Origin of the sequence: Flavobacterium geliluteum, from assembly GCF_017948595.1 — a bacterium.
In the GTDB taxonomy this organism is placed as follows: Bacteria; Bacteroidota; Bacteroidia; order Flavobacteriales; family Flavobacteriaceae; genus Flavobacterium; species Flavobacterium flavipigmentatum.
Map to the genome: position 1 here is coordinate 38426 of NZ_JAGFBV010000027.1, position 22803 is coordinate 61228.

Annotated in this window: 18 protein-coding genes; 9 read left to right on the forward strand and 9 right to left on the reverse strand. The window is 36.6% G+C overall.

What is annotated here, in order from left to right; translation table 11 throughout:
- Positions 1-67: 67 nt before the first annotated feature.
- On the forward strand, positions 68-445 hold the full coding sequence (locus tag J3495_RS15330) for a heavy-metal-associated domain-containing protein (protein ID WP_210667419.1): 378 nt from the start codon (positions 68-70) through the stop codon (positions 443-445).
- 57 nt (positions 446-502) lie between these two features.
- Here J3495_RS15330 and gldD read toward each other — a convergent pair whose 3' ends face one another.
- From gldD to mutY, 4 genes are read right to left on the reverse strand one after another with little or no spacing between them, the layout of a single operon-like run.
- Positions 503-1063, reverse strand: coding sequence for a gliding motility lipoprotein GldD (gldD, locus tag J3495_RS15335; protein ID WP_210667420.1), 561 nt, complete (start codon positions 1061-1063; stop codon positions 503-505).
- Between the two features lies 1 nt (position 1064).
- A complete protein-coding gene (locus J3495_RS15340; protein WP_210667421.1) occupies positions 1065-2360 on the reverse strand; it encodes a gliding motility-associated protein GldE in 1296 nt (431 codons plus the stop codon).
- A 23-nt stretch (positions 2361-2383) separates the two neighbouring features.
- Positions 2384-2824 carry a single-stranded DNA-binding protein gene (locus J3495_RS15345; protein ID WP_210667422.1) on the reverse strand — a complete coding sequence of 147 codons (441 nt, stop codon included), beginning with the start codon at positions 2822-2824 and terminating at the stop codon, positions 2384-2386.
- A 38-nt stretch (positions 2825-2862) separates the two neighbouring features.
- A complete protein-coding gene (mutY, locus tag J3495_RS15350; RefSeq protein ID WP_210667423.1) occupies positions 2863-3909 on the reverse strand; it encodes an A/G-specific adenine glycosylase in 1047 nt (348 codons plus the stop codon).
- Between the two features lie 140 nt (positions 3910-4049).
- Here mutY and J3495_RS15355 point away from each other — a divergent pair, with 140 nt between their 5' ends.
- Positions 4050-4340 carry an HU family DNA-binding protein gene (locus tag J3495_RS15355; protein WP_007805026.1) on the forward strand — a complete coding sequence of 97 codons (291 nt, stop codon included), beginning with the start codon at positions 4050-4052 and terminating at the stop codon, positions 4338-4340.
- A 395-nt stretch (positions 4341-4735) separates the two neighbouring features.
- On the forward strand, positions 4736-6280 hold the full coding sequence (locus J3495_RS15360; protein WP_210667424.1) for an Rne/Rng family ribonuclease: 1545 nt from the start codon (positions 4736-4738) through the stop codon (positions 6278-6280).
- Between the two features lie 302 nt (positions 6281-6582).
- On the opposite strand, the gene pbpC is transcribed toward J3495_RS15360, so the two are convergent.
- The 3 genes from pbpC to J3495_RS15375 all read right to left on the reverse strand — a co-directional run bounded on the left by pbpC (position 6583) and on the right by J3495_RS15375 (position 15670).
- Positions 6583-8958: a penicillin-binding protein 1C gene (gene pbpC, locus J3495_RS15365; protein ID WP_210667425.1), complete on the reverse strand. Its 2376-nt coding sequence runs from the start codon at positions 8956-8958 to the stop codon at positions 6583-6585.
- A gap of 142 nt (positions 8959-9100) precedes the next feature.
- Positions 9101-14776 (reverse strand): alpha-2-macroglobulin family protein, encoded by a 5676-nt coding sequence (locus J3495_RS15370; RefSeq protein WP_210667426.1) that lies wholly within the window; start codon positions 14774-14776, stop codon positions 9101-9103.
- 450 nt (positions 14777-15226) lie between these two features.
- Positions 15227-15670, reverse strand: coding sequence for a nucleoside deaminase (locus J3495_RS15375; RefSeq protein ID WP_210667427.1), 444 nt, complete (start codon positions 15668-15670; stop codon positions 15227-15229).
- A 239-nt stretch (positions 15671-15909) separates the two neighbouring features.
- Here J3495_RS15375 and J3495_RS15380 point away from each other — a divergent pair, with 239 nt between their 5' ends.
- The 6 genes from J3495_RS15380 (at position 15910) to J3495_RS15405 (ending at position 20840) form a co-directional block, all read left to right on the forward strand.
- Entirely contained in the window at positions 15910-16074 is a 165-nt protein-coding gene (locus tag J3495_RS15380; protein WP_210667428.1) for a hypothetical protein, read from the forward strand.
- Positions 16075-16186: 112 nt separating this feature from the next.
- Entirely contained in the window at positions 16187-16609 is a 423-nt protein-coding gene (locus tag J3495_RS15385; protein WP_210667429.1) for a hypothetical protein, read from the forward strand.
- Between the two features lie 54 nt (positions 16610-16663).
- Positions 16664-17017 carry an energy transducer TonB gene (locus J3495_RS15390; RefSeq protein WP_210667430.1) on the forward strand — a complete coding sequence of 118 codons (354 nt, stop codon included), beginning with the start codon at positions 16664-16666 and terminating at the stop codon, positions 17015-17017.
- Entirely contained in the window at positions 17017-17934 is a 918-nt protein-coding gene (locus J3495_RS15395; RefSeq protein WP_210667431.1) for a hypothetical protein, read from the forward strand. The genes J3495_RS15390 and J3495_RS15395 overlap by 1 nt, the downstream gene beginning before the upstream one ends.
- Before the next feature lie 82 nt (positions 17935-18016).
- Positions 18017-19798, forward strand: coding sequence for a 1-deoxy-D-xylulose-5-phosphate synthase (locus J3495_RS15400; RefSeq protein ID WP_210667432.1), 1782 nt, complete (start codon positions 18017-18019; stop codon positions 19796-19798).
- 43 nt (positions 19799-19841) lie between these two features.
- Entirely contained in the window at positions 19842-20840 is a 999-nt protein-coding gene (locus J3495_RS15405; protein ID WP_210667433.1) for a DUF3078 domain-containing protein, read from the forward strand.
- A 4-nt stretch (positions 20841-20844) separates the two neighbouring features.
- Here the strand turns inward: J3495_RS15405 and J3495_RS15410 are convergent, their stop codons facing one another.
- Both J3495_RS15410 and J3495_RS15415 read right to left on the reverse strand, forming a co-directional pair.
- Entirely contained in the window at positions 20845-22191 is a 1347-nt protein-coding gene (locus tag J3495_RS15410) for a deoxyguanosinetriphosphate triphosphohydrolase (RefSeq protein WP_210667434.1), read from the reverse strand.
- A 79-nt stretch (positions 22192-22270) separates the two neighbouring features.
- The gene (locus J3495_RS15415; protein ID WP_210667435.1) at positions 22271-22732 is read right to left on the reverse strand and encodes an Lrp/AsnC family transcriptional regulator; all 462 of its coding nucleotides are present in this window, start codon (positions 22730-22732) and stop codon (positions 22271-22273) included.
- Positions 22733-22803: the final 71 nt, after the last annotated feature.

Below are 22803 nucleotides of genomic sequence, written 5' to 3' on the forward strand. Positions count from 1 at the left end.
GAATTGACCTCTAGTTTTTTATTAATTTTGTAAAAATCATTTGTCAATAACTCTTAATAAAAATATAATGAAATTTACAAAAATTATAGCGTCTATTGCTATTGCTACTTTGGTCTTGGTGAGCTGTAAAAAAAACACTACTGAAAGCTTAACAGAAGCAAACGCAGAAACAAATGCGCCAAAAGTAAAACAGCCTATTGCTGCTGAAAATGTACAAACGGCAAGCTTTACAGTGGATGGTATGACATGTCCAGAAGGCTGTGCAAAAACGATCGAGCAAAAATTATCTGACTTGAATGGCGTTGAAAAAGCAGCTGTTGATTTTGAGAAAAAAACAGCAACCGTTACTTTTGATAAAACAGTTCAAAATCCAGAAAGTCTGACCAAAGTAGTCCAGGAAACCGGAGACGGAAAGACATACAAAGTGTCAAATATGAAATCATAATTCGAAAGAATAATAGTAAAAAAGGCGTCTAGATTTAATTTAGACGCCTTTTTTATTCTATTTCCATTTCAGGGTTTCCATCAGTCGCTGCATGTCGTTTTTTACATAACTGGCTGCCGGCATAATAGAGTCGAAGTTGGGTTTTGCATAAAAATAAACAGAACCCGTGATAAAATGTTTGGTACTATCTGTGACATAAAATTGTGAGTTGGTAGCCGCATTTCCATCTACCTGATAAAACATTCCGTAAACTTTTTTCTTAGGATTCAAATAGGGCTGTTCTAAGATGTCGTCTGCTTTAATAACATGTTCATAGGTCAGTTTTTGTGCATCTTTTAGTAATTTTTCAATATCGTTATTTACCGGTTTGTAAGTCAGATAAATGGTCGCTTTCATTTTCGGATACGTAATTGCAAAACCGCAATTTTGCTCTCCTTTTATGATAGCGTTTTCATTCATTTCGAAAGAAAAAGGACAAGTATTCTCAAAATTGACATATTTTGCTTCTGGGTAATCTAGTCGTAAAAAGCTTGCCGGTTTTGGCAGCACATCATCTTTGCAACTCAAAAAAGTTAAGGCAAGTAAGAGGACTGCTATCGAAAGTATTCTTTTAAACATTTTATTCTATTGTTACTTTTATTTGTTTTATGCGCTTGTTGTCAACCGTTTCGATGGTGAAAACACAGTTTTCAAAAGCGATTTTTTGTCCTTTTTTAGGGAAATTGCCAAGAATTTCTAAAATAAAACCCGCCAATGTTTCCGCTTCGCCTTTGCTGGATTCAAAAAGATCTTCCTTTACATCAATAATTCTGTAAAAATCTTTTAGGTTTATTTTTCCTTCAAAGAGAAAATTTTTATCATCGATTTGAGAGAAATTTAAATTTTCATCATCAAATTCGTCGCTGATATCGCCTACTATTTCTTCGATCACATCTTCAAGAGATACTAATCCGGAAGTCCCTCCGTATTCATCAACAACTATCGCCAAATGGCTTTTAAGGCCTTGAAAATCTTTTAAGAGATTGTCTAATTTTTTATTCTCCGGAACAAAAAAGGCTTCTCTCATCAAAGAAGTCCAATCGAATTCTTCTTTTTCAATATGAGGCAATAAATCTTTTACAAATAAAACGCCTTCTATTTGGTCAATATTGTCGCGATAAACCGGAATTCTCGAAAAACCTTTCTCAATAATTTTTGGATAAATTGCAGCAAAGGATTCGGTTATTTCTAGAGCAAAAATATCAATCCTCGGACTCATAACTTGCTTGGTATCGGTATTTCCAAAAGAAACAATTCCTTCCAGAATCTTTTGTTCTTCGCTAGATGTTCCTTCAGAATCAGTTAATTCTAAGGCTTGCGAAAGTTGATCTACCGAAAAATTATTTTTTTGTTTCCCTAATTTATTGTGCAAATATAAGGTAACCGATCGCATGGGCAAACTTACTGGCGAAAGCAATTTGTCTAAAAATGCGAGAGGATACGCGATTTGTTTGGCAAATTTTATGTTGTTTCTGCTGGCGTACACTTTTGGTAAAACTTCTCCAAACAATAAAATTAGAAAAGTAATGACAATGACTTCCAGAATAAACTTTAAGATGGGAGAATCAATATTTGCAAAAAAATTGTCTCCAACAAATGAAAATAGAATTACCACTCCGATGTTAAAAAAATTATTGGCGACGAGCAGTGTTGCAAGGAGTTTTTTGGGTTTGTCTAATAGGTTAGAGATAATCTTTCCTTTAGATTGGTTTTCTTGCAAAGTCTCGTTAATATCTTTTTGTGATAAAGAAAAAAGCGCAACTTCTGCACCTGAGACAATGGCCGACAAAAAGAGCAAAATAAAGATGGCGACACAACCAATAATCAAATTGGTGTCTATAGTTGTAGTAAAAAATAAACTGGGCTCTGAGTCCAAATTATATAATATTAGTTAAACAATCAAAAAGGTAAATCGTTTATAGGTAAACCTTCGTTGGGAGCTTCAAAGTTAGTGTTTTTTGTCGATTCGGCTGCCTGATTTTGTTTGTGTTGTTCGGTTTCTTTTTTGGTAGTCAAAAAAGTAAATTCGGTTACCTGAATTTCGGTGGTATGTTTTGTAGTTCCATCTTCGGCTTGCCACTGACGTGATTTTATGCGGCCTTCAACATATATTTTATCTCCTTTAGAAAGGTATTTTTCACAAATTTCGGCAGCTTTGTTGCGTACTACCAGATTATGCCATTCTGTTGAGGCTATTTTTTCATTTGTGGTTTTGTTGATGTAAATTTCATTCGTAGCCAATTGGAAGCGACCTATACAATTGCCTCCATCAAAATAATGCATTTTTACATCATCGCCTAAATGGCCAATTAGCATCACTTTATTTAATGTTCCGTTCATGGTTTGATAGTGGTATTTATATCAAAGATAAGTTTTTTTTAATAATTTAATTCTTTCTTATCGATAAAATTATAAATCACAATCGGAAACGGAAATGTTTTTAAATTGGTTTGATTGATACCGTTTTCAATTTGTTCCTTAATTTTTATTTTCCAGAACTGAATGTGCAAATGTTGGTGCGATAACTTGTGAAGAACCGTTGCATCACTGCATTCTTCGATACTTATAATGGTGTACTGCTCAAAAAAATCATTTTGTACTGCATTAGAAACAAATTCAAAATCTGCAATCGTAGAAGTTTCCAAAAGCGGAAATTCATATAAATTATGCCAGATGCCTTTTGCCGTTCGTTTTTGAATTAGAGTATTTCCTAAAATATCTTCCAAAATCAGATAATTAAAAAATCGATTGGTGACTTTTAGTTTTTTTGATTTAAAAGGTAAAACGTTTACTTTTTTCTTTTGAAGTGCGGCACAGCTATCATTAAAGATACAGTTATCGCAATCTGGATTTTTCGGAACACATTGCAGAGCGCCAAACTCCATAATGGCCTGATTGAAGGTTGCGGGGTTGTCTTTAGGCATTAATTCATGGGCCAAAGACGTAAATTCTTTTTTTGTCGCTGGCAACGAAATATCTGATTCGATATCAAAATAACGCGATAATACCCGAAAAACATTTCCGTCAACAACAGGAACAGCTTCGTTATAAGCAAAAGAGGCAATTGCGGCGGCGGTATATTCGCCCACACCTTTTAATTTTAATAACTCATTATAAGTAGGAGGAAAAACACCTTTTAGGTCATGAGCAATGTGTTGGGCGGTTTTGTGTAGATTTCGTGCACGAGAATAATATCCTAATCCTTGCCAAAGTTTTAAAACTTTTTCTTCATCGGCATTTGCCAAATCAAAGACAGTAGGAAATTCCTTTGTAAAAGTTAAAAAATAGGGCGTTCCCTGAGCAACTCGTGTCTGTTGCAGCATTATTTCTGAGAGCCAAATAGCGTATGGATTGGTTGTATTTCGCCAAGGCAAATCTCTTTTTGTTTTTAAATACCAATCTGTCAGTAGGTTATGAAATTTCATTGCAAAAAACTTAGAAAACAAAAGTAATTCTTTATGTAATTAAAATTTAACGAATTAGCTTGATTAATTATTTTTTTAATTCCTATATTTGCAAACTCAAAAAAACAGTACATCATTTATAAAATAAAATAGGTAAGAAAATGACGAAAGCAGATATCGTAGCGAAAATTTCAGAGAAACTAGGTCTTGAAAAAGGAGATGTTCAAGCAACAGTAGAAACTTTTATGGAAGAAGTTAAAACTTCATTAGAAACTGGAGACAACGTTTACTTAAGAGGTTTTGGCAGTTTTATCGTAAAAACTAGAGCTGAAAAAACAGGTAGAAACATTTCTAAAAACACCACTATCAAAATTCCAGCACACAACATTCCTGCTTTTAAACCTGCAAAAGTATTTGTAGAAGGAGTAAAAACAAACAACGAAGCAAAATAATACTATTAATTAATCATAAAATCGACACGATATGCCAAGTGGTAAAAAAAGAAAGAGACATAAGGTAGCTACTCACAAAAGAAAGAAAAGAGCGAGAGCTAACCGTCACAAAAAGAAAAAGTAGTTTTAAACTACTTTTTTCTTTTTAAAAGTTCATTGAAATTGAAAAAAGATGAAAGAGTAAAGAAAATAGAAAATAGACGTAAAATCTATTCTCTTTGTTCTTTTCTCTGTTAATCTTCTTTTCACCGGGTTCAATACCTGTTAAAAATATTGTTTAATCCATCCTTACAATTAGGCCTTAAGCTTTAAGCCATAAGCTTTACGCAATTTATTTTGCCTATTGCCTATTGCCTACTGCCTACTGCTAGAAAGTTCGGATAAAAATTTACAGTGTGAATAAAGAATTAATCATTAGATCTAGTTCTGAAGCCGTAGATTTTGCCTTATTAAAAGATGGAAAACTAATTGAATTGCACAAAGAAGAGGAGAAAAGCAACTTTCAGGTTGGTGATATTTTTATTGCCAAAATTAGAAAACCTGTTGCTGGACTTAACGCTGCTTTTGTAAATGTAGGCTTCGAAAAAGATGCTTTTTTACATTATCACGATTTAGGGCCTAACTTATCTTCCCAACTGAAATTCATAAAACTTGTAAGCGCAGGTAAAATAAAAGATTTCTCCCTAAAAACCTTTCAGTTTGAAAAAGAGATTGACAAAGATGGCATCATTACTGATATTTTAAGTGCCAATCAATCTGTTTTAGTACAAGTTGTAAAAGAACCTATATCTACCAAAGGTCCAAGGATAAGCGCTGAGCTTTCATTGGCAGGAAGATTTATTGTTCTCGTTCCGTTTTCTGACCGTGTTTCTATTTCTCAAAAGATAGAAGACAAAAAGGAAAAGGATCGTCTAAAAAAACTTGTATTATCTATCAAACCAAAAGGATTTGGTGTTATTGTTCGTACAGTAGCCGAAGGCAAAAATACAGCCGAATTAGAAAAAGATTTGCAGAACCTGCTTGGCAGATGGACTGCAATGTGTAAAAAATTACCAACTGCTCATCATCCATCAAAAGTATTAGGAGAGCTTAATAGAGCTTCTTCGATATTAAGAGATGTGTTTAATGATACCTTTAGTGGTATCCAAATAGATGATGAAGAGTTGTACCATCAAACGAAGGAATATCTGCAAGAAATTGCACCTTCAAAACAATCAATTGTGAAGTTTTATCAATCAAACGATACTCCAATTTTTGAGAAATACAATATAGAGAGACAAATCAAGACTTCCTTCGGGAGAACGGTTTCTATGAGCAAAGGCGCTTATCTTATTATCGAACATACTGAAGCTTTGCACGTTATAGACGTGAACAGCGGAAATCGTTCTAATAAAGCGACCAATCAAGAAGATACCGCCATGGAAGTAAATATGATTGCCGCAGCCGAAATTGCCAGACAATTGCGTTTGCGTGATATGGGCGGAATAATCGTAGTAGATTTTATCGATATGTCGAATCCTGAAAACAGGAAGGTTTTGTTCGAGTTCTTACGAGAAGAAATGAGCGATGATAAAGCCAAACACAAAATCTTACCGCCTAGTAAATTTGGCTTGGTTCAAATTACAAGACAGCGTGTAAGGCCAGAAGTAAATATTAAAACCAGAGAAGAAGATCCAAACAATGAACATGGCGAAATTGAAGCGCCAATTCAGATCATTGACAAAATTGCGCTGGATTTAGAAAGAATTTTAAAAATCCACAAAAAAGTTGTGCTTAACACACATCCGTTTGTGGCTGCATACCTCAGTAAAGGTTTTCCATCATTACGTTCAAAATGGTTTTTTGAGCATAAAAAATGGGTGAAAATCATACCTCGTGACGCTTACACGTACTTAGAATACCATTTCTACGATACAAAAGGAAATGCTATTTCAGAATAAAAAGAAACCGCCTCTCGAAAGATTGGCGGTTTTTTTATGCGTCATTGCGAGGAACGAAGTAATCTCACTATCAAATTTTAGATTTTAGATTTTAGAATAATTGAAATTTAATTTTCTTCAGGAGCTATTTCCAGCTATTCGTTTCAATCTTTTATTTTTTTAAAGAAAAAAACAAAAGGATTTCCACTTCTATCTGGGCTAGGGCACTCATTTTCATAAGAATATTTTCTTCAAAATTAGAATTTATAATTTCAGAAATTTGGTATTTGGAATTTCAAAACTTTCGAATTTATTTTAACTCCCTATTCCCTAATAATTTCAATTTTCCTCCTAATTTCATTTCCATAAGCATCTACTACCGTTATATAATGTACTCCCGAAGTTGGTGTAATAGGCAATTCGTGAAAAGTTTTTGTCTTCGCTTTAAAAACATGATCAACATACCAGAACAATTCCTTATCTCTTTCAGAATAAGCCACTTTTAGAATCACAGGTTGCACCTCACTATTAAAATTCTTTGTCAAATAAATTTTGCTGTTGCTCTTTGGGTAAATAAAATCCATCGTTTTAGATTGAATTCCTTCGCAGCCTTCTTTAAAAGGAGGTAGAGGCAAGTACTCAATATGCTGACTTTTGTAATACCAAGCCATAACAGGCGGGAGTACAAACCAGTTTTTGGTCACAATATTGTCAATGCTTTCGCAACTGCTATTGACCTGAAACCGTTCTGTTTTGTCCAGATGTACCATTTTATGATACGGACAAACTTTGGTAGATTTGCCCTTTTTCGGAACCCATTCCATGCTTTTAGGACAATCTTCTTTGGCCAAATAACCACTTAATTTGCAAACTTCTACTGCTTCCAGATCTTTATAAGGTGTTGCAAACCATCTTTGTCGGGGCAATACATTAAAAATATCAAACAAAATAGGCGCAGCACTTGTTACTCCAGTCAAAGTCGGACGGCCTTCGCCAGTGGCATTTCCAACCCAAACACCTACCACATATCGGGAATTTGTGCCAATAGCCCAAGCATCACGATTCCCAAAACTGGTTCCGGTTTTCCAGGCAATTTTTAGCGAACTGTCATAAAATTTCCAGGCTTCGTCTCCTTCGGGCCTGTTGACCTGTTCCATGGCATTATACGTCAACCAGATCGAACCGGCACCCAGAATGTTTTTCTGATCACTTTCTGATCCAAAATCAGGTTCAAAATCATTTTTATAATTCAGTTCTGTAAATTCTTTGGTACGGTATTTTCCTTGATTTCGATTAAAATAATTTACAGTTGAGGACATGCTGGCGTATGTTCGACATAAATCCCACAAATTACTTTCGGCTCCTCCCAAAATAAGAGATAATCCGTAGTGATCTGGAGTTTTATTAATGTCTCTCAGTTTAAACTTTTGCAATTCTTCATAAAATTTATGTACTCCAAAATCCTGTAGCATCAACACAGCCGGAATATTTAGCGAACGTGACAACGCACGATGTGCAGGGACAGCACCATCAAAAGTCAAGTTGAAATTCTGTGGTGTATAACCCGCAATTTGTGTGGGAATATCAGCGACCAAAGTATTAGGCAATAATTCACCATCATCCAGCATTGCGCCATACAACAAAGGTTTTAGAATACTTCCAGTACTTCTGGGAGCATCAATAATATCAACATCTTTTTGATGGTTGGCGTCTGTTGATGAATTCCCAACATAACTCATCACGTTCCGATTGGAAACGTCGATGACCAAAATAGCCAAATTGTGCACTTCGTTTTGTTTGTACTGGTTGTAATAATATTTTGCAATTTGGTTGACCCTATTTTGCAAGGCATATTCTACAGTGGTTTTTATGCGGGTTCCTTCTTCATTTTTGGCAACTCGTTGTAATAAATGAGGCGCAATTTGTGGCAAATCATAGGGTTTTTGCGGCAAAGGTTCGTCAATAGAAAGCTTGTAAGTTTGTTCGTCTATAACACCTTCCTGATGTAATTTTAATAAAAGTCGGTTACGTTTCTTCAATAATTTAATCTGGTTTTTACCGGGATAAATTAAACTTGGCGCATTTGGTAAAACTGCCAAAGTAGCATTTTCGGCCCACGACAACTGATTCGATTGTACGCCAAAATAACGCCATGAAGCCATTTCTAGTCCCACCACATTGCCGCCAAAAGGCGCATGGGCAGCATATAATTCCAAAATTTTATTTTTTGAATAACCTAATTCTAAGCGTGTTGCAAGTGTAATTTCGATTAATTTTTCAAAATAAGTTCTTCCTTTTCCCTTTCGAGACAATCGAATCACTTGTTGGGTGATGGTACTTCCTCCTCGAACCACTTTTCCTGCTTTTCGGTTTTGCTTGATGGCGTTGACCATAGCCACCGGATTAAAACCAGGATGTTTGTAGAAATATTCGTCTTCAAAATAGACAATACATTTTTTGAATTTGTCTGGGACACTATCCTGAGCCGGAAATCTCCATTGACCGTCACGAGCAATTTTTGCGCCTAATAATTCGCCCTCTTTGCTTTCAATAACGGTAGAATATGGCTCTTGAAATATGGTTCGAGGTAGCGAAAAATAATAAACCAGTAACAGCACAGCTGCAATTGCTGATTTTATTTTGTTCTTTTTTATCCAGTTAAAAATACGTTTTAAAACGGCTTGTAATTTGTTTTTCAAAGTAATTCGAAGGTTTTTTAGCATCCTAACAGGTTTCCAAAACCTGTTAGGGATTACTATTTTAGGGATAATTAATAAAAACTACTAACAGGTTTTTAAAACCTGTTAGTATAGACAAATAACCAGTAGTTTTTTTTAAATTTTACTTCACAACTTCGACCCAAAAACCTTTTGTTCGGGCTAAGAAAGTATTGTCATACATCGCTTCGCATTGCAATCCAGGCAAATAATATTTTCCTAAATAGGAGGCGTTGAGTAAAATTTTGAAGGTTTTGGTTTCACCTGCTTTCATTCTAAAATAAAAATTAGTCCTGTCATCTCGAATGTCGATATAATCGGCAATATTGTTGGTGGCATCGCCATAATCTGTAAAACGAGTATTAACAATTTCAAAGCCAGAAGGCAAAATTTGCGACAAGGCTACATTTTCTACATTTTCATTTCTTTGATTTCTAATCGTCACTTCGGCAATAAACTCAGTTCCCTGGCTAATTTTTGAAACATTGAGCGTAGCCCCTTTTCTGTTTTTGAATACTATGGCCGCCGAAACATCACTTTGTATTGCTTTTTCCTGACCAATTGGCAATATACCAGTGTTGAGTATGCGAACATACAGTGTATTCTTTTTATTGTTTTTTATCGTAAGGCTATTCGAACCTGTTGTAACGCTAAGATTACGGTCTGCAATTGTTTTTGCCGAAGAAATTGTTTCTCCTTTCCCATCTTTATTAAACTGAACTTCGATTCCTTTTGGGCCATTATTCAAAGCAAATTTAGACATGGCATACAAGCAATAAGCGGTAGTCTGAGTACTCATCCACTGATTGCTCGCCATTTCTTTGGCTAATTTTGTTGCCATAACAAACGCTTTTTGTTTTTGCCCGAGCAACAACATGGTTTCGAGTGCCATGGCTCTGTTTCTTTCGCTTGAGCCATAATAGTAATAATTGTAATTGCTCGATTCGTTATCAATTTTAGTGTGTAGCAGTAGATTTTGTCCTGCCGATTTTTGTCCTGCCAAAACATAAGCAGCAGCTAAACGCAGCATACTTTCGTTCGAAATGCCCTTTGTCTCGCGCAATCTGTTCATAGAAGATAAGTCGGCGTTGCCTGATAACGCCAAAGTATATAATCGGTACGATTGTGCCAGATCATTACCATATTTAGGTTCAAAGCGCCATTGTTTGGCTTCTCTTTTTTGATAAGAAACCCATTTCGATTTAAAGTTAATAGGCAAAACGTACCCTTTTTTCTCTGCTTCGATCAAAAAGTGTCCCGCATACGAACTACCCCAATCATCGGCTGTGGTGTTGCCCTGCCAATAGGATAATCCTCCATTTGCTAATTGAAAACTTCCCAATCTTGCAATGCCTGCAGTAATATTTTTTTGAATTAATTCTTTACGGTTCTGATTCAGATCGGCCACATCATTTAAGTACAATTGCGGAAAAACAGAAGAAGTGGTTTGCTCTACACAACCGTGCGGGTATTGAATAAGATATTGCAATCTTCCGTTTAAATTGATCATCGGCATAGAAGAAACCTCTATTCTTGCTTTGTTGCTTCCTGAAATTCCAAACGTTTTCCACGAAATGGTCTTGGTGCCGTTAGGTCCCAAAATCACATCGGTAAAGGTATTCGTTACCGGATTTGGGTTCGTCATATCAATTTCAACATCATAAACCGACTTTTGACTTCCTGAGGTTGCAATAATTTGTACTTTCCCTATTCCCGTTGCAGAACCAACCACTAAATTAAAGTACGCCATTTTTTCATCAGGTTCTGTAAAGGTTAGTTTTTGAGTGGCGCTTCCTACTACTTTTAATCCGTTATTGGTTTTGATTTGAATACTAACATTTTTGATGTTTTTTTCTGTCGCAAAAACCGTCACAGGAATGGTCACTTTCTCTGATGGCGAAATTTTTCTCGGCAATGAAGCCAAGACCATCAAAGGACTGCGAACAGGAGTTGCTTTTTCTACACTTCCGTAGGCGCTGGTTGCAGCATCACCAGCCACGATCATAGTGCGAACAGAACCGATGTATTTTGGTAATTTTAATTGGTGTGTTTTAGTTGCCCCTTTTTCAAGTTTAAATGGCCCGTAATAAAGCACAACGGGTTTAAATCGATTGGCTTTTTTGGCTTTTCCGCCACCTAAATCCTGGTCACCACCAATACTGAAAATTTGATTTATTTTTCCGCCATAAGCACCAATAACATCATCATAAATGTCCCAGGTTTTTACGCCCAAGGCTTCACGTACATAAAAACTATCCCAGGCATTGGGTGTTTTAAATCGTGTTAAGTCTAATAAACCTTCGTCTACTACGGCAATAGTATACGTCATTTCTTTGCCTGTTTTTTCGCCTACCTTAACGCTAAAGGTTTGTTCGGGTTTTAAGACATCAGGCATTGAGAGGGTAGGGGCCAAAATGGTATTTTTATCGATAACTTCAATCGGAACAATACCGTACATTCTTATAGGTGAGTCGTTTTTAGTGGAGGCATGTGGCTGTAAAAGTGTAATATTAAAGTACACATTTGGCGCCATTGCCGCCGTGATCGGAATCTCGATTTTAGTCTCTCCTTGAGTGGTTTTTGCCCAAAGTGTTTGCACTACTTTAGAACCATTTTCTATCGAGATTAAAGCGCGTCCACCTTCGCTTGACGGGAAAGAGATCTGCGCTTTTTCGCCCACAGCATAATTTTTCTTATCTGTCGAAAAGATTAACATATTTGCCGTAGAAGCATCTCTGTTTCGTGTTTTTCCTGACCATATAGGCCAGTCGATGTTTACTGTCAAAGCAGTTGCATGACCGCCTGTGTTATCAGAGGCTCTTATCAAATAGCGTCCCCATTCTTCATCGGTTAGAGAAAATGCAATGCTTCCTTTTCCGCTGGCATTGGTGTTTATGCGGTAGGTTTTGTACGATGTGGTAGCGTCAGACGAATTATAATTGGATAAATTATCGCTTGAAGCATCCCACCACCAGCGCCATTCGATTTTATAGACTTTTACCTCTAGATTTTTGACAGCTTTTGGGTTTCCATTTTCATCCACCGTAACAATATCAAATCGGTTCATGGTTCTGGTTTCCAGCATTCCGTATTTATTAGGTTCAGGCGATTTGATCCCTACATACGTGTCGTAAGGCGAGTAAGTCGTCGAGATCACATCGGCACTAAAATCACCGCCTTCTTCATATACTTTTGTTATAAAAGCAGCGCGCAACATTCCCGGAGCCTGTCCTTGTAATTCGGGGTTAATGGGTACAGCAGCCTTTCCATTTTCGTTTAATTTTCCAGAGAAGATATTAATTTCTTCAGTACTAAATTGACGTACTTCATCATCAAAAGTATATTTCTCAAAGCCTTTAAAAGTAGTAGTTTGTTGCGAAAATTTCGCTTGCATTTCTACATTCAAATTCTTAGCAATTGCTCCGTGAAGCCAAGTTACTTCAAGGTTGCTTGTGTTAGAATAGGAAGACGAAAGTGTTTTTCTTGAAAAGTTATTTTTTATTTTCAAACGATTCGGTTTGATCGTTTCAATTTTAATGCTTTTATAAAATTTGGCACCGCCCACGCTCACCATCGCCTCCCAGTTTCCGGTAGGCGCATCAGCACTTGTTGGAACCGTAAAAGCATAATGATTTAAAGAGTTTATCTTTTGTACCGTTTGATACGTTATTTTTCCGTTCGGGTCTGTCAATCTAAATTTTATCGGATGCGCTTCGGGTAATTTATTCGAAGCATCATTCAAAATAAAAGACAAATACAAATTGTCTCCCGGGCGCCAAACGCCGCGTTCTCCGTACAAAAAGCCTTTTAATCCCTTTTGAAGCGTCTCACCGGCAACATCAAAATTACTGACTGACAAAGAAGTTCCGTCCTCTAGTTTTACATAAGTAGACTGATCGCCCAAAGTAACAATTGCAAAATAGGCAAATTTATCCAGCTGAAAAGAAGCAATTCCTTCGCTACTGGTCGTTCCGGTGGTTATTTTTTGTTGTTGAAACGTGTACAAATCTACTCTCGCGTTAGACACAGGTTCGGTTGTAACGATATTATTTACGGCAAACAAATACGATTTGTTTTCGCCTCTTTTGGCAATCACACCCAAATCGGTCGCCAGAATATTAGTGGCTATTTTTGCATTGTAAAAATAAGAACCCGAGCAAGGATCTTGACTTTCTCGCCATTCGTAATCATCATAATAGTAGTCGTCATAGGCGTTTCCGCTGTAATTCACATCATTTTCATCAACATCTTCTTCTTCCTCTTCTGATGATTCTTCTTCGGTTGTTTCGCATTTGTACAAAGAATATTTCTTCTTATAAACAAATTCTACTCTATAAATTGCGCCCGGTTCTGGCGTAATAATTTTGGATAAATCTAAAGCAAAAGTATTCCATTTGCCTAGATTGAGTAAGGTGTTTTCTTTTAAGTTGAGGGTTGTTTTGGCAATTGGCTGCGCGACCCTTTTAAGGTTTTGATTGCCATTCAATTCATTGTACTGAAGAAATTGTAGGATGTTATTTTTGTAAATTTTATACACTTTTACATCGACAGCACTCAAATTTACGGCTTCAAAATTTAGTTTTAAATTGTTAGAACTTGGTAAAATAGTACCGTTTTTTACAAATTTAATGTTAGGTTTTATTTGGTCAAACGAAATTTTCTGAGCAAAATTATTCTTTAGTTTTTGACCATCTTGACTTTCAATTCCCTGAAAAACTTCCAGCAATAATTCGCCCGATAAAATCTGGTCGGCAACGGTTGGTACTTCCTCGGCAGGAGGCGGCGGGGCAGTAACTTCAGCTTCTACTTCTACTGTTGCAGCACTATCAACTATGGCAGATGCAGAATCTACCACCGTAACAGCACTTTCTACTACTGTAACTGGAGCTTGGCGCACAGGAGTTTCGTTGCTAAAATAAACCTTCAAAACATTGCCTTGAGTCGAAAATTTTAAGTTATTGGCGTTTTCAAGCGAAACCAAACCTTTAAAATCTTGTCCTTTTTCCAAGGGCTCCGAAAAATTAATCAAAATAGATTGGTTGCTGTCTTCGGGCGTTTCAACAGTAATAATTTTAAATTCGTTTAAAGCCGAAACCGGATAAATCGTTGTGCCTTTTCTATCAATATCAACATCATTGCCGTCATAGGCGATTTCTACTTCAGAAGGTGCAGAAAATCGTTGAATACTATCAATAATAAAATTAAATTCTTTGCCAGAACCAGCTGTTTTTTCAAACTTAATTTTCAGGTTATTTCCTTTCTGTTGCGCCGAAACCAATTGCTTAGCAGTTTCAATATCAATATTATCGGCTGTTTTAAGCACGCAATTCAGATATTGAAATTCCTTGCTGTACGATTGCACATCGGCAGTATTGATCACAAAATCCTGCTTGATCGTTTTAATGGTAAAATTAAATTTAGAAAGCGTTTCTTCTTTCTCTTTCGGTAGACTAATAAGTTTATCCAGGTTTAAAGTAACCTGATATTCTGTGCCAGGATCCAGCTTTTTTTCGGGAATAAAAGCAATGGTATTACTCGAAAGCGCCACGACTTTTCCGTCTACACTTGGAGAAATATCAAACAAATCACTGTCTAAAACCTGATTGGCCTTCCATTCTTTTTTATCAAAAGCCAAAACTACCCTAATATCGGATTCCGAGGAGACGATTCCCCCCGTAAAACTGACTATATACTCTTTAAATAATGAAAAATCGGAATTGAAATCTGCGGCTGACTTCTTATTACACGCTTGAAAAATAAAAAACATACAAAAAACGAGAAACAATCCTTTTGCTTTCACTTTTATTTAGAGTTAATGGGTTACGAACTTAAAAAAATATCAGAACATTTGGCCTTTACAGTTAAGACGATAACTAGCGAAGGGCACATTATATTGTAGTAAATGTAGAATATTTTATTGATTTTTTTAAGAGGAAAATTCGGTAGGCTAAAATATTTTTATTTTCGCAATCCGAACCCAGTAAAACAGGCAATTTCGAGAATAATTACTCTTCAAAATAAAAAGAATCGGGAGCTATTTCCTGCTGTCCGCTTGTATCTTTTTATTTTTAAAGAAAAAATAAAAAGGATACCGCTTCCATCAGGGCTAGGGCACTGGTTTTCAGTAGAAAATCTGTTTTTAACGAGTACTTCAGTACTGTACAGGCAAAGTTGAAGCCATGCGGTAGAAGAACTTTTAAGGGGGTAAATTTATAAAGAAGTGTACAGAGTAAATTTTGCTTTAATACCTTTATTTACGCCTTTCGGCAAAAAAGCGAGTCATGAGTTCGGCGGCTTCGTTGGCCATAATTCCGCTTACTACAGTAGTTTTTGGGTGCAATTTTGTACCCATAGTTATAAAACCGCGTTGCTGATCGCGGGCACCAAAAACAATTTTCGAAATCTGACTCCAATACAAAGCTCCCGCACACATTTGGCAAGGCTCTAGGGTAACATATAGGGTGCAATCTTTCAGGTATTTTCCGCCTAGAAAATTGGCAGCGGCAGTTATGGCCTGCATTTCGGCATGAGCCGTAACATCATGCAGCAATTCGGTCAAGTTATGGCTTCTGGCAATGATTTTGTCGGCTACAACAATCACGGCTCCCACTGGAATCTCGCCTTTTTCAAAAGCCATTTCGGCTTCCTGCAAGGCCTTTTTCATAAAATAATCGTCGGTGAAAGGATTTATCATAACCGCAAAAATAATATTTTACAGCGTATAACAAACCTCTTCTTCCAAATTAATAAAGTGCTTTCGCCACCAGCATCCGTCCTAAACAGAGGATCTCTTTAGGATAGTAATGATCTGTACTTTTATAAAGAGACGTCAAATTTCACATCAAGGACGCCAAATTTCACGTCAAGCACGCCAACTTTCACGTAAGTGACGCCAACTTTTACATAAAAGACGTCAAATTTCACGTAAGTGACGTGAAAGTTTACATCGAAGACGCCAAATTTTACATCAAGTACGTCAACTTTCACGTAAGTGATGTGAACTTTCACACCGAAGACGCCAAATTTCACATCCAGCATGTCAACTTTCACGTAAGTGACGTGAAATTTTACATCGAAGACGCCAATATTGGGGTTTAAATTTATTATTACCCTTAATTAGGCAGGATTTAAGTAGAGAAAGGACAAAAAAAGTGTTTTGCGTTAGGGAAGTAATTATTTTTATTACATTTAAATATTGCTATTCAGAACCATGGAAAGAAAATTTAAACTCGCGATTCCTGAGCCTTGCAGCGAAGACTGGAACCAGATGGCGCCCGCTGAAAATGGTCGTTTTTGTGCCAGCTGTGTCAAGACAGTTGTCGATTTTAGTGCGATGTTGCCTGCTGAAGTGCAGCAATTTTTTATTCAAAATCAAAACCAAACTATTTGTGGTAGGTTTAAAACATCACAATTAGATACGATATCGATCCAGATTCCGATACGTGTTTTGCATACGCAAACACAATATCATAAAATGTTTTTGCTTGCGCTGTTTATTGCTATGGGTACCACTTTATTTAGTTGCGCAGATAAAGACGGCAACAAAAATAGCATTGATAAAATTGAGATTGTTGGCAATACAGCGCAAAGTGAAGATGAAAGCGAGGCTGTTTCGTCATGTTATGGTCATTAAGTTGAATCTAAAATAGAAAAGAAGCAACCCAGTCATGGGTTTACTGTAGGAGCGTTGGTTGCACCTAATACTATTGAAACAGGGAGTTTTAAGTATCACGTTGTATATCATTCAACCGATTTGGATGTTTTGCCTGTTCCAGAAAGTGGGATGAAAAAATTCTACGATTTTTTCTCCAAAAATTATGTAGCCCCAAACAAGACAGAAAAGTTTAAAGGAAAAATATTCATTTTATTTGTTATCGAAGAAGATGGCAGTTTGAGTAATTTTAACATCGTTAAGAATACCCCCAAAGCAATAGGAGAAGAGGTCATTAGAGTTTTGAAGACGTCTCCAAATTGGATACCTGGAAAACGGAATAATGCTATCGTTCGTTCCTCTTATACTTTACCAATTACAATCATTTAATGGAAAGAAAATTTAAACTCGCGATTCCTGAGCCTTGCAGCCAAGACTGGAACCAGATGACGCCCACTGAAAACGGTCGTTTTTGTGCCAGCTGTGTCAAGACAGTTGTAGATTTTAGTACGATGTTACCAGCTGAAGTGCAGCAATTTTTTATTCAAAATCAAAACCAAAATATTTGCGGCAGGTTTAAAGCATCACAATTAGATACAATATCGATCCAGATTCCGATACGTGTTTTGCATACGCAAACACAATATCATAAAATGTTTTTGCTGGCGCTGTTTATTGCTATGAGTACCACTTTGTTTAGTTGCGCAGATAAAGATGGGAAGAAGCAAAAAATTGATAACGTAGAGGTGGTTGCTGATAGCACAAAGAAAGAGCCTATAACGGTGGGACTGACTTTGCCTGCAAAAAATGTTTCGAAAGACAGTGTGCTGCCACCTCCACCACCTCCAAAAGTGGATCAGGTGAAATTTGTGAAAGGGAAGGCTAAAATAAATAATGAGAAACATTTTAAACCTACTAAAATTAGTTGTGGAGAAACGGTAGTTCATAAAAAAAATAAAGAAGAAGAACCAATATATAACGGAGGTATATCCTTCGAAATACAACCTGAATTTGATGGTGGCATAGAAAAATTTTACGATTTTTTTATAAATGAATTCCATATTCCTGGAGATGCAGCGCAATTAACAACTAAGATGCGTATTACTTTTATAGTCGAAAGAGACGGCTCTTTAATTTATAGGAGACCTTCGGAGGAGATTGGGTATAAAGTAGACGAAGAGATTGCAAGAGTTTTAAAATTATCTCCTAAATGGCATCCTGGAGAATCTAACGGAAGAAAAATACGAATACAATATGTTTTGCCAATAAGTTTGCAAGGGGGAGTTCTCAAAATATCAAATCAATAATCAATAGCATTCTCTTATATCGAGGCTGTAATCTAGAATAGAAAATTAAATTTAAAACCGTAAATTTGCTTTTTATCTTATAATGAAAAGCAACTTACTTTCAAACATATTCAATCCGGCACATTTACGTTTACTAGAAGAAGAACAACTTCCTCAGGTTGCTCAGGAACTGCGCCAATTTATTATAGATGTGGTGTCTGTAAAAGAAGGGCATTTGGGCGCTAGTCTGGGTGTGATTGAGTTGACGATTGCGTTGCATTATGTTTTTAATACACCCGAAGATTTACTCGTTTGGGATGTAGGACATCAAGCCTATGGTCATAAAATACTAACCGAACGAAGAGAAAATTTTCATACCAACAGACAAATCGGAGGAATTTCTGGTTTTCCTAAAAGAAGCGAAAGTAGTTACGATGCCTTTGGTGTCGGGCATTCTTCTACCTCAATTTCTGCCGCTCTCGGGATGGCGATTGCTTCTCAACTCAAGGGAGAAACAGATAAACAGCATATTGCGGTTATTGGCGATGCCTCTATAGCGTCGGGTATGGCGTTTGAAGGTTTGAACCACGCAGGGGTAACCGATGCGAATATTTTGGTCATCTTAAACGACAACGCCATCGGGATTGACCCTAGTGTGGGCGCTTTGAAAAAATATTTAACGGCAGTTAAAAACGGAAAGAACCCGAAGCAGAATAACATGATCAAATCATTAAATTTTGATTATTCGGGCCCTATTGACGGGCACGATCTTCCTGCTTTGGTCAAAGAATTAAATCGATTAAAAAAGATAAAAGGGCCAAAGTTTCTTCATATTGTTACGACCAAAGGCAAGGGGTTGCAACAAGCCGAAGAAAATCAGGTGGTGTATCATGCGCCCGGAAAGTTTGACGCTGCTACGGGTGAAATTCACTTAAAATCGGAAGAAAATTTACCGCCCAAATATCAGGATGTTTTTGGCTTGACGGTATTAGATTTGGCCAAAAAGAACAACAAGATTATCGGGATCACGCCCGCCATGCCTTCCGGAAGCTCCTTAAAATTTATGATGGAGGAAATCCCAGAACGTGCTTTTGATGTAGGTATCGCCGAGCAACACGCTGTAACTTTGGCGGCAGGAATGGCGACGCAGGGTATGGTTGTTTTTTGCAATATCTATTCGACTTTTCTGCAGCGCGCTTATGATCAGGTGATTCATGACGTGGCGTTGCAGAATCTACCTGTCATTTTTTGTCTCGATCGTGCGGGTCTGGTAGGTGAGGACGGTGCGACACATCATGGGGTTTTTGATATTGCGTATTTAAGGCTGATCCCCAATATGATTATTTATGCGCCAATGAATGAAATCGCGCTGCAAAACATTTTATATACCGCCCAATTGGGGTTAGAAAATCCAATTGCAATTCGATATCCGAGAGGTCGTGGTGTTTTGCCAAATTGGCAAGTAGCAAATTTCGGACATTATGAACCTATCGAAATTGGAGCTGCAAATCAATTAAAAGAAGGTTCAAAAGTAGCTGTTTTATCTACAGGAACAATTGGTAATAATGTGGCTTTGGCTATCAAAGAATGTAGTAATGCGGATGATATTGCGCATTATGATTTTTCTTTTATTAAACCTCTGGATTATAAGGTTTTAAATTATACTTTTTCTAGTTTTAAAGAGATTATTACAGTAGAAGACGGCACAATAAGCGGCGGTTTTGGAAGCGCTATTTTAGAGTTTGCAGCAGCAAATAACTTTAGTAATAAGATTACAATTTTGGGTGTTCCAGATGCATTTATAGAGCACGGAACTGTGAGCCAGCTACAACAATTATGCAAATTAGACGTTAAAAGTTTGGTAAATCTTTTTTCAAATCATTGAAAATAATTATTTTGCGCAACCAAAAAAACCAAAAATCAGCCTAATGAGATCATTTCGATTCCCTCTTTTATTGCTTCTTTTTTCGATTGCTTTAAATGTATCCGCCCAAAGTATTATTCAGACCACACTAAGTCCAAATCAATTACCACCGCCACCTTCAAATTGGACCAAAAAAAATAAATTAGGCTTTGATATTTCTGAGATTGCTTTTGTAAACTGGAGTGCCGGGGGAACAAGTTCGATTTCAGGACTTTTTAAGGGCGAATTTTCAAGAGTTTATAATAAAGGAAATCATAGATGGTCAAACGAGCTTCTTCTTAAATATGGTTTAAATAAGCAAGACGGTATAGAGCTTCGTAAAACTGATGATGCGATGGCACTTAACTCGACCTATGGTTTTAGGAAAGATACTACCTCGAATTGGTTTTATTCTGCCAAATTCAACTTCAATACCCAATTTACAAACGGTTATAATTATCCAAATAAGGACATTGCAATTTCGAAACCATTTGCACCCGCTTATATTTTCTTAGGAGCGGGAGCTGAGAATTCGAATAAAGAAAAAAACAGGACTTTTTATTTCTCTCCAATTACTTTAAAAACCACTCTGGTTTTAGATCAGTATTTGGCTAATCAAGGTGCTTTTGGTGTTAAAAAAGCAGTCTATATGGCAGATCCAAACGATCCGACGGCACAGATTATTGTAGAAGAAGGAGAACAGGTAAAGGCAGAATTTGGTATTTTGTTTACCGGTTATATGAAAAGCGAAATATACAAAAACATCTTTTTTGAGAACAGGCTGAACCTTTACACAGATTACTTAAATAAGTTTGGTAATGTTGATGTTGATTATGATACCCGTCTGGATTTGGTTGTAAATGCTTATGTGAAGGCCAATGTTGGCGTTCATCTAATTTATGATGATGACATCAAGACCAAAAAAGATGTTGTTGATGATGCAGGAACCACCACTCAGGTTAATGATGGTCCGCGATTACAATTGAAGCAGGTTTTAGGCGTTGGGATTGTTTATGCTTTCTAAGGTTTTAATTCTTTTTTCGGCCATTAATAGTTTCGAACAATTCTAATGCATTTCCATCGGTTAAAAGCGAAACATAGTGGCAAATGTGCAACAAACGCTCGTACAAATTGGTTTTGTCTAAATGATGTTTTTCAGGCAGCATTTTCAAAATCAATTTGTCGTAGTTAGAAGCTTTTCCTTCGTATTGGTTGTTGAAAGCTGTTATAAATTTGTTTAATAAGGTTTGAATGATTTCATATCCCACGATTTCTTTCTCTATTACTTCGCGGCTCTGATATATTTTTTTAACACTAAGGTTGATAATATCATCCATTTGTGCTTTGTATTTGCTTTTATCTGTTAAGGCAAAAGGAAATTTTCCTGCCAGAATAGCTTCTTCGTTTTCGATAAAAACTCGCACTGCATCGTTGATCAAATTCCCAATAGCCAAAGCACGCAAATAACTAATTCGGTCTTCTTTGGTAGTTAAAGTTTTGTATTTGGCAACCCCAATAGTGTCTTTTACAAGTTTAATAAGGTATTCTAAAGCATAATCTTCAGACACTAAACCAAGGTTGATGCCGTCTTCAAAATCGATTATGGTGTAGCAAATATCATCTGCCGCCTCGACTAAATAAGCCAGCGGATGTCTTTCAAAACCAATATCATCGCCTGATTTATTGGCAATCATACCCATGTCTTTAGCAACTTCTTCAAAAAAAGCTTTATCGGTCTGGAAAAAACCATATTTTTTGTCGGCAATATTATTGGTTGGTTTTTTAGGCAAACTTTCTTTTGGATATTTCATAAAAGCACCCAAAGTGGCGTACGAAATTCTAAGTCCGCCTTCAATTCCGGGACGACTTGCTGTCAAGACTGAAAAGCCATTAGCATTTCCTTCAAAATCAATTAAATCCTGCCACTGTTTATCGGTTAGTTGATCTTTAAATTGTTGTCCGTTTCCTATAGAAAAGTATTCTCCGATGGCTTTTTCACCCGAATGCCCAAAAGGAGGATTCCCAATGTCGTGTGCCAAAGAAGCAGCCGCAACGATAGCGCCAAAATCATTCATGTGATAACCGTGCACTTCTTTTAAATAAGGATATTTTTCGATGATTTTTTTTCCCACCAAACGTCCAAGAGAGCGTCCTACCACCGAAACTTCCAAACTATGGGTGAGTCGGGTATGAACAAAATCGGTTTTAGAAAGCGGAATCACTTGTGTTTTATCCTGCAACGATCGAAATGCTGACGAAAATATAATTCGATCATAATCCACTTCAAATCCCAGTCGGGTATCGTCTTGTTCGATACGTAATCTTTTGCTTGTGTCGCCTTGTCGTTTGAGTGATAAAAGTTGTTCCCAGTTCATTATGATTTTAGATTTTAGAATTATGATTTTAGAAGAATCAAAAATACATTTTATTTAATGTTTTCAAGTCATTAGAATCTTAAAACTCTAATGCTGTGCTGTGTTTGATTTCGCCCATTACAAAAATACTATTTGTATTTCCTATGTTTTCAATAGTTGATAATTTATTCATGACAAAATCCTGATAGCTGGGCATATCGGCCACCAAAATTTTGAGCATGAAATCATAATCACCGGCAATATTGTAGCATTCTATGATTTCGGGTAGTGCGACAATGTCTTTTACAAAGTTGCTTCCAACGTTTTTGGCGTGTTCTTTAAGGCGAACGTTGCAAAAGACAGTCATGCCGCGATTCATTTTTTTCTTATCCAGTAAGGCTACATATTTGGTAATATAACCATCGCGTTCCAGTCTTTTGATACGCTCATAAACGGGCGTAACCGTCAGAAATAATTTACTTGCGAGGTCTTTTGTGTTGATATTTGAGTTTTCCTGAAGGTGTTTCAGTATCTGTAAATCGGTGTTGTCTAAGTTTTCCATAGTATTTTTTACGGCTAAAGTTCATTCTAAAAACAATTCTTAGTATTATAAACTTAAAAAATGTGCATTTG

Excerpts from the sequence above, each read along its gene's own strand:
- J3495_RS15330 (WP_210667419.1), top strand. The coding sequence starts at position 68 with ATGAAATTTACAAAAATTATAGCGTCTATTGCTATTGCTACTTTGGTC.
- gldD (WP_210667420.1), bottom strand. The coding sequence starts at position 1,063 with ATGTTTAAAAGAATACTTTCGATAGCAGTCCTCTTACTTGCCTTAACT.
- J3495_RS15345 (WP_210667422.1), bottom strand. The coding sequence starts at position 2,824 with ATGAACGGAACATTAAATAAAGTGATGCTAATTGGCCATTTAGGCGAT.
- mutY (WP_210667423.1), bottom strand. The coding sequence starts at position 3,909 with ATGAAATTTCATAACCTACTGACAGATTGGTATTTAAAAACAAAAAGA.
- J3495_RS15355 (WP_007805026.1), top strand. The coding sequence starts at position 4,050 with ATGACGAAAGCAGATATCGTAGCGAAAATTTCAGAGAAACTAGGTCTT.
- J3495_RS15375 (WP_210667427.1), bottom strand. The coding sequence starts at position 15,670 with ATGATAAATCCTTTCACCGACGATTATTTTATGAAAAAGGCCTTGCAG.
- J3495_RS15385 (WP_210667429.1), top strand. The coding sequence starts at position 16,187 with ATGGAAAGAAAATTTAAACTCGCGATTCCTGAGCCTTGCAGCGAAGAC.
- J3495_RS15395 (WP_210667431.1), top strand. The coding sequence starts at position 17,017 with ATGGAAAGAAAATTTAAACTCGCGATTCCTGAGCCTTGCAGCCAAGAC.
- J3495_RS15400 (WP_210667432.1), top strand. The coding sequence starts at position 18,017 with ATGAAAAGCAACTTACTTTCAAACATATTCAATCCGGCACATTTACGT.
- J3495_RS15405 (WP_210667433.1), top strand. The coding sequence starts at position 19,842 with ATGAGATCATTTCGATTCCCTCTTTTATTGCTTCTTTTTTCGATTGCT.
- J3495_RS15410 (WP_210667434.1), bottom strand. The coding sequence starts at position 22,191 with ATGAACTGGGAACAACTTTTATCACTCAAACGACAAGGCGACACAAGC.
- J3495_RS15415 (WP_210667435.1), bottom strand. The coding sequence starts at position 22,732 with ATGGAAAACTTAGACAACACCGATTTACAGATACTGAAACACCTTCAG.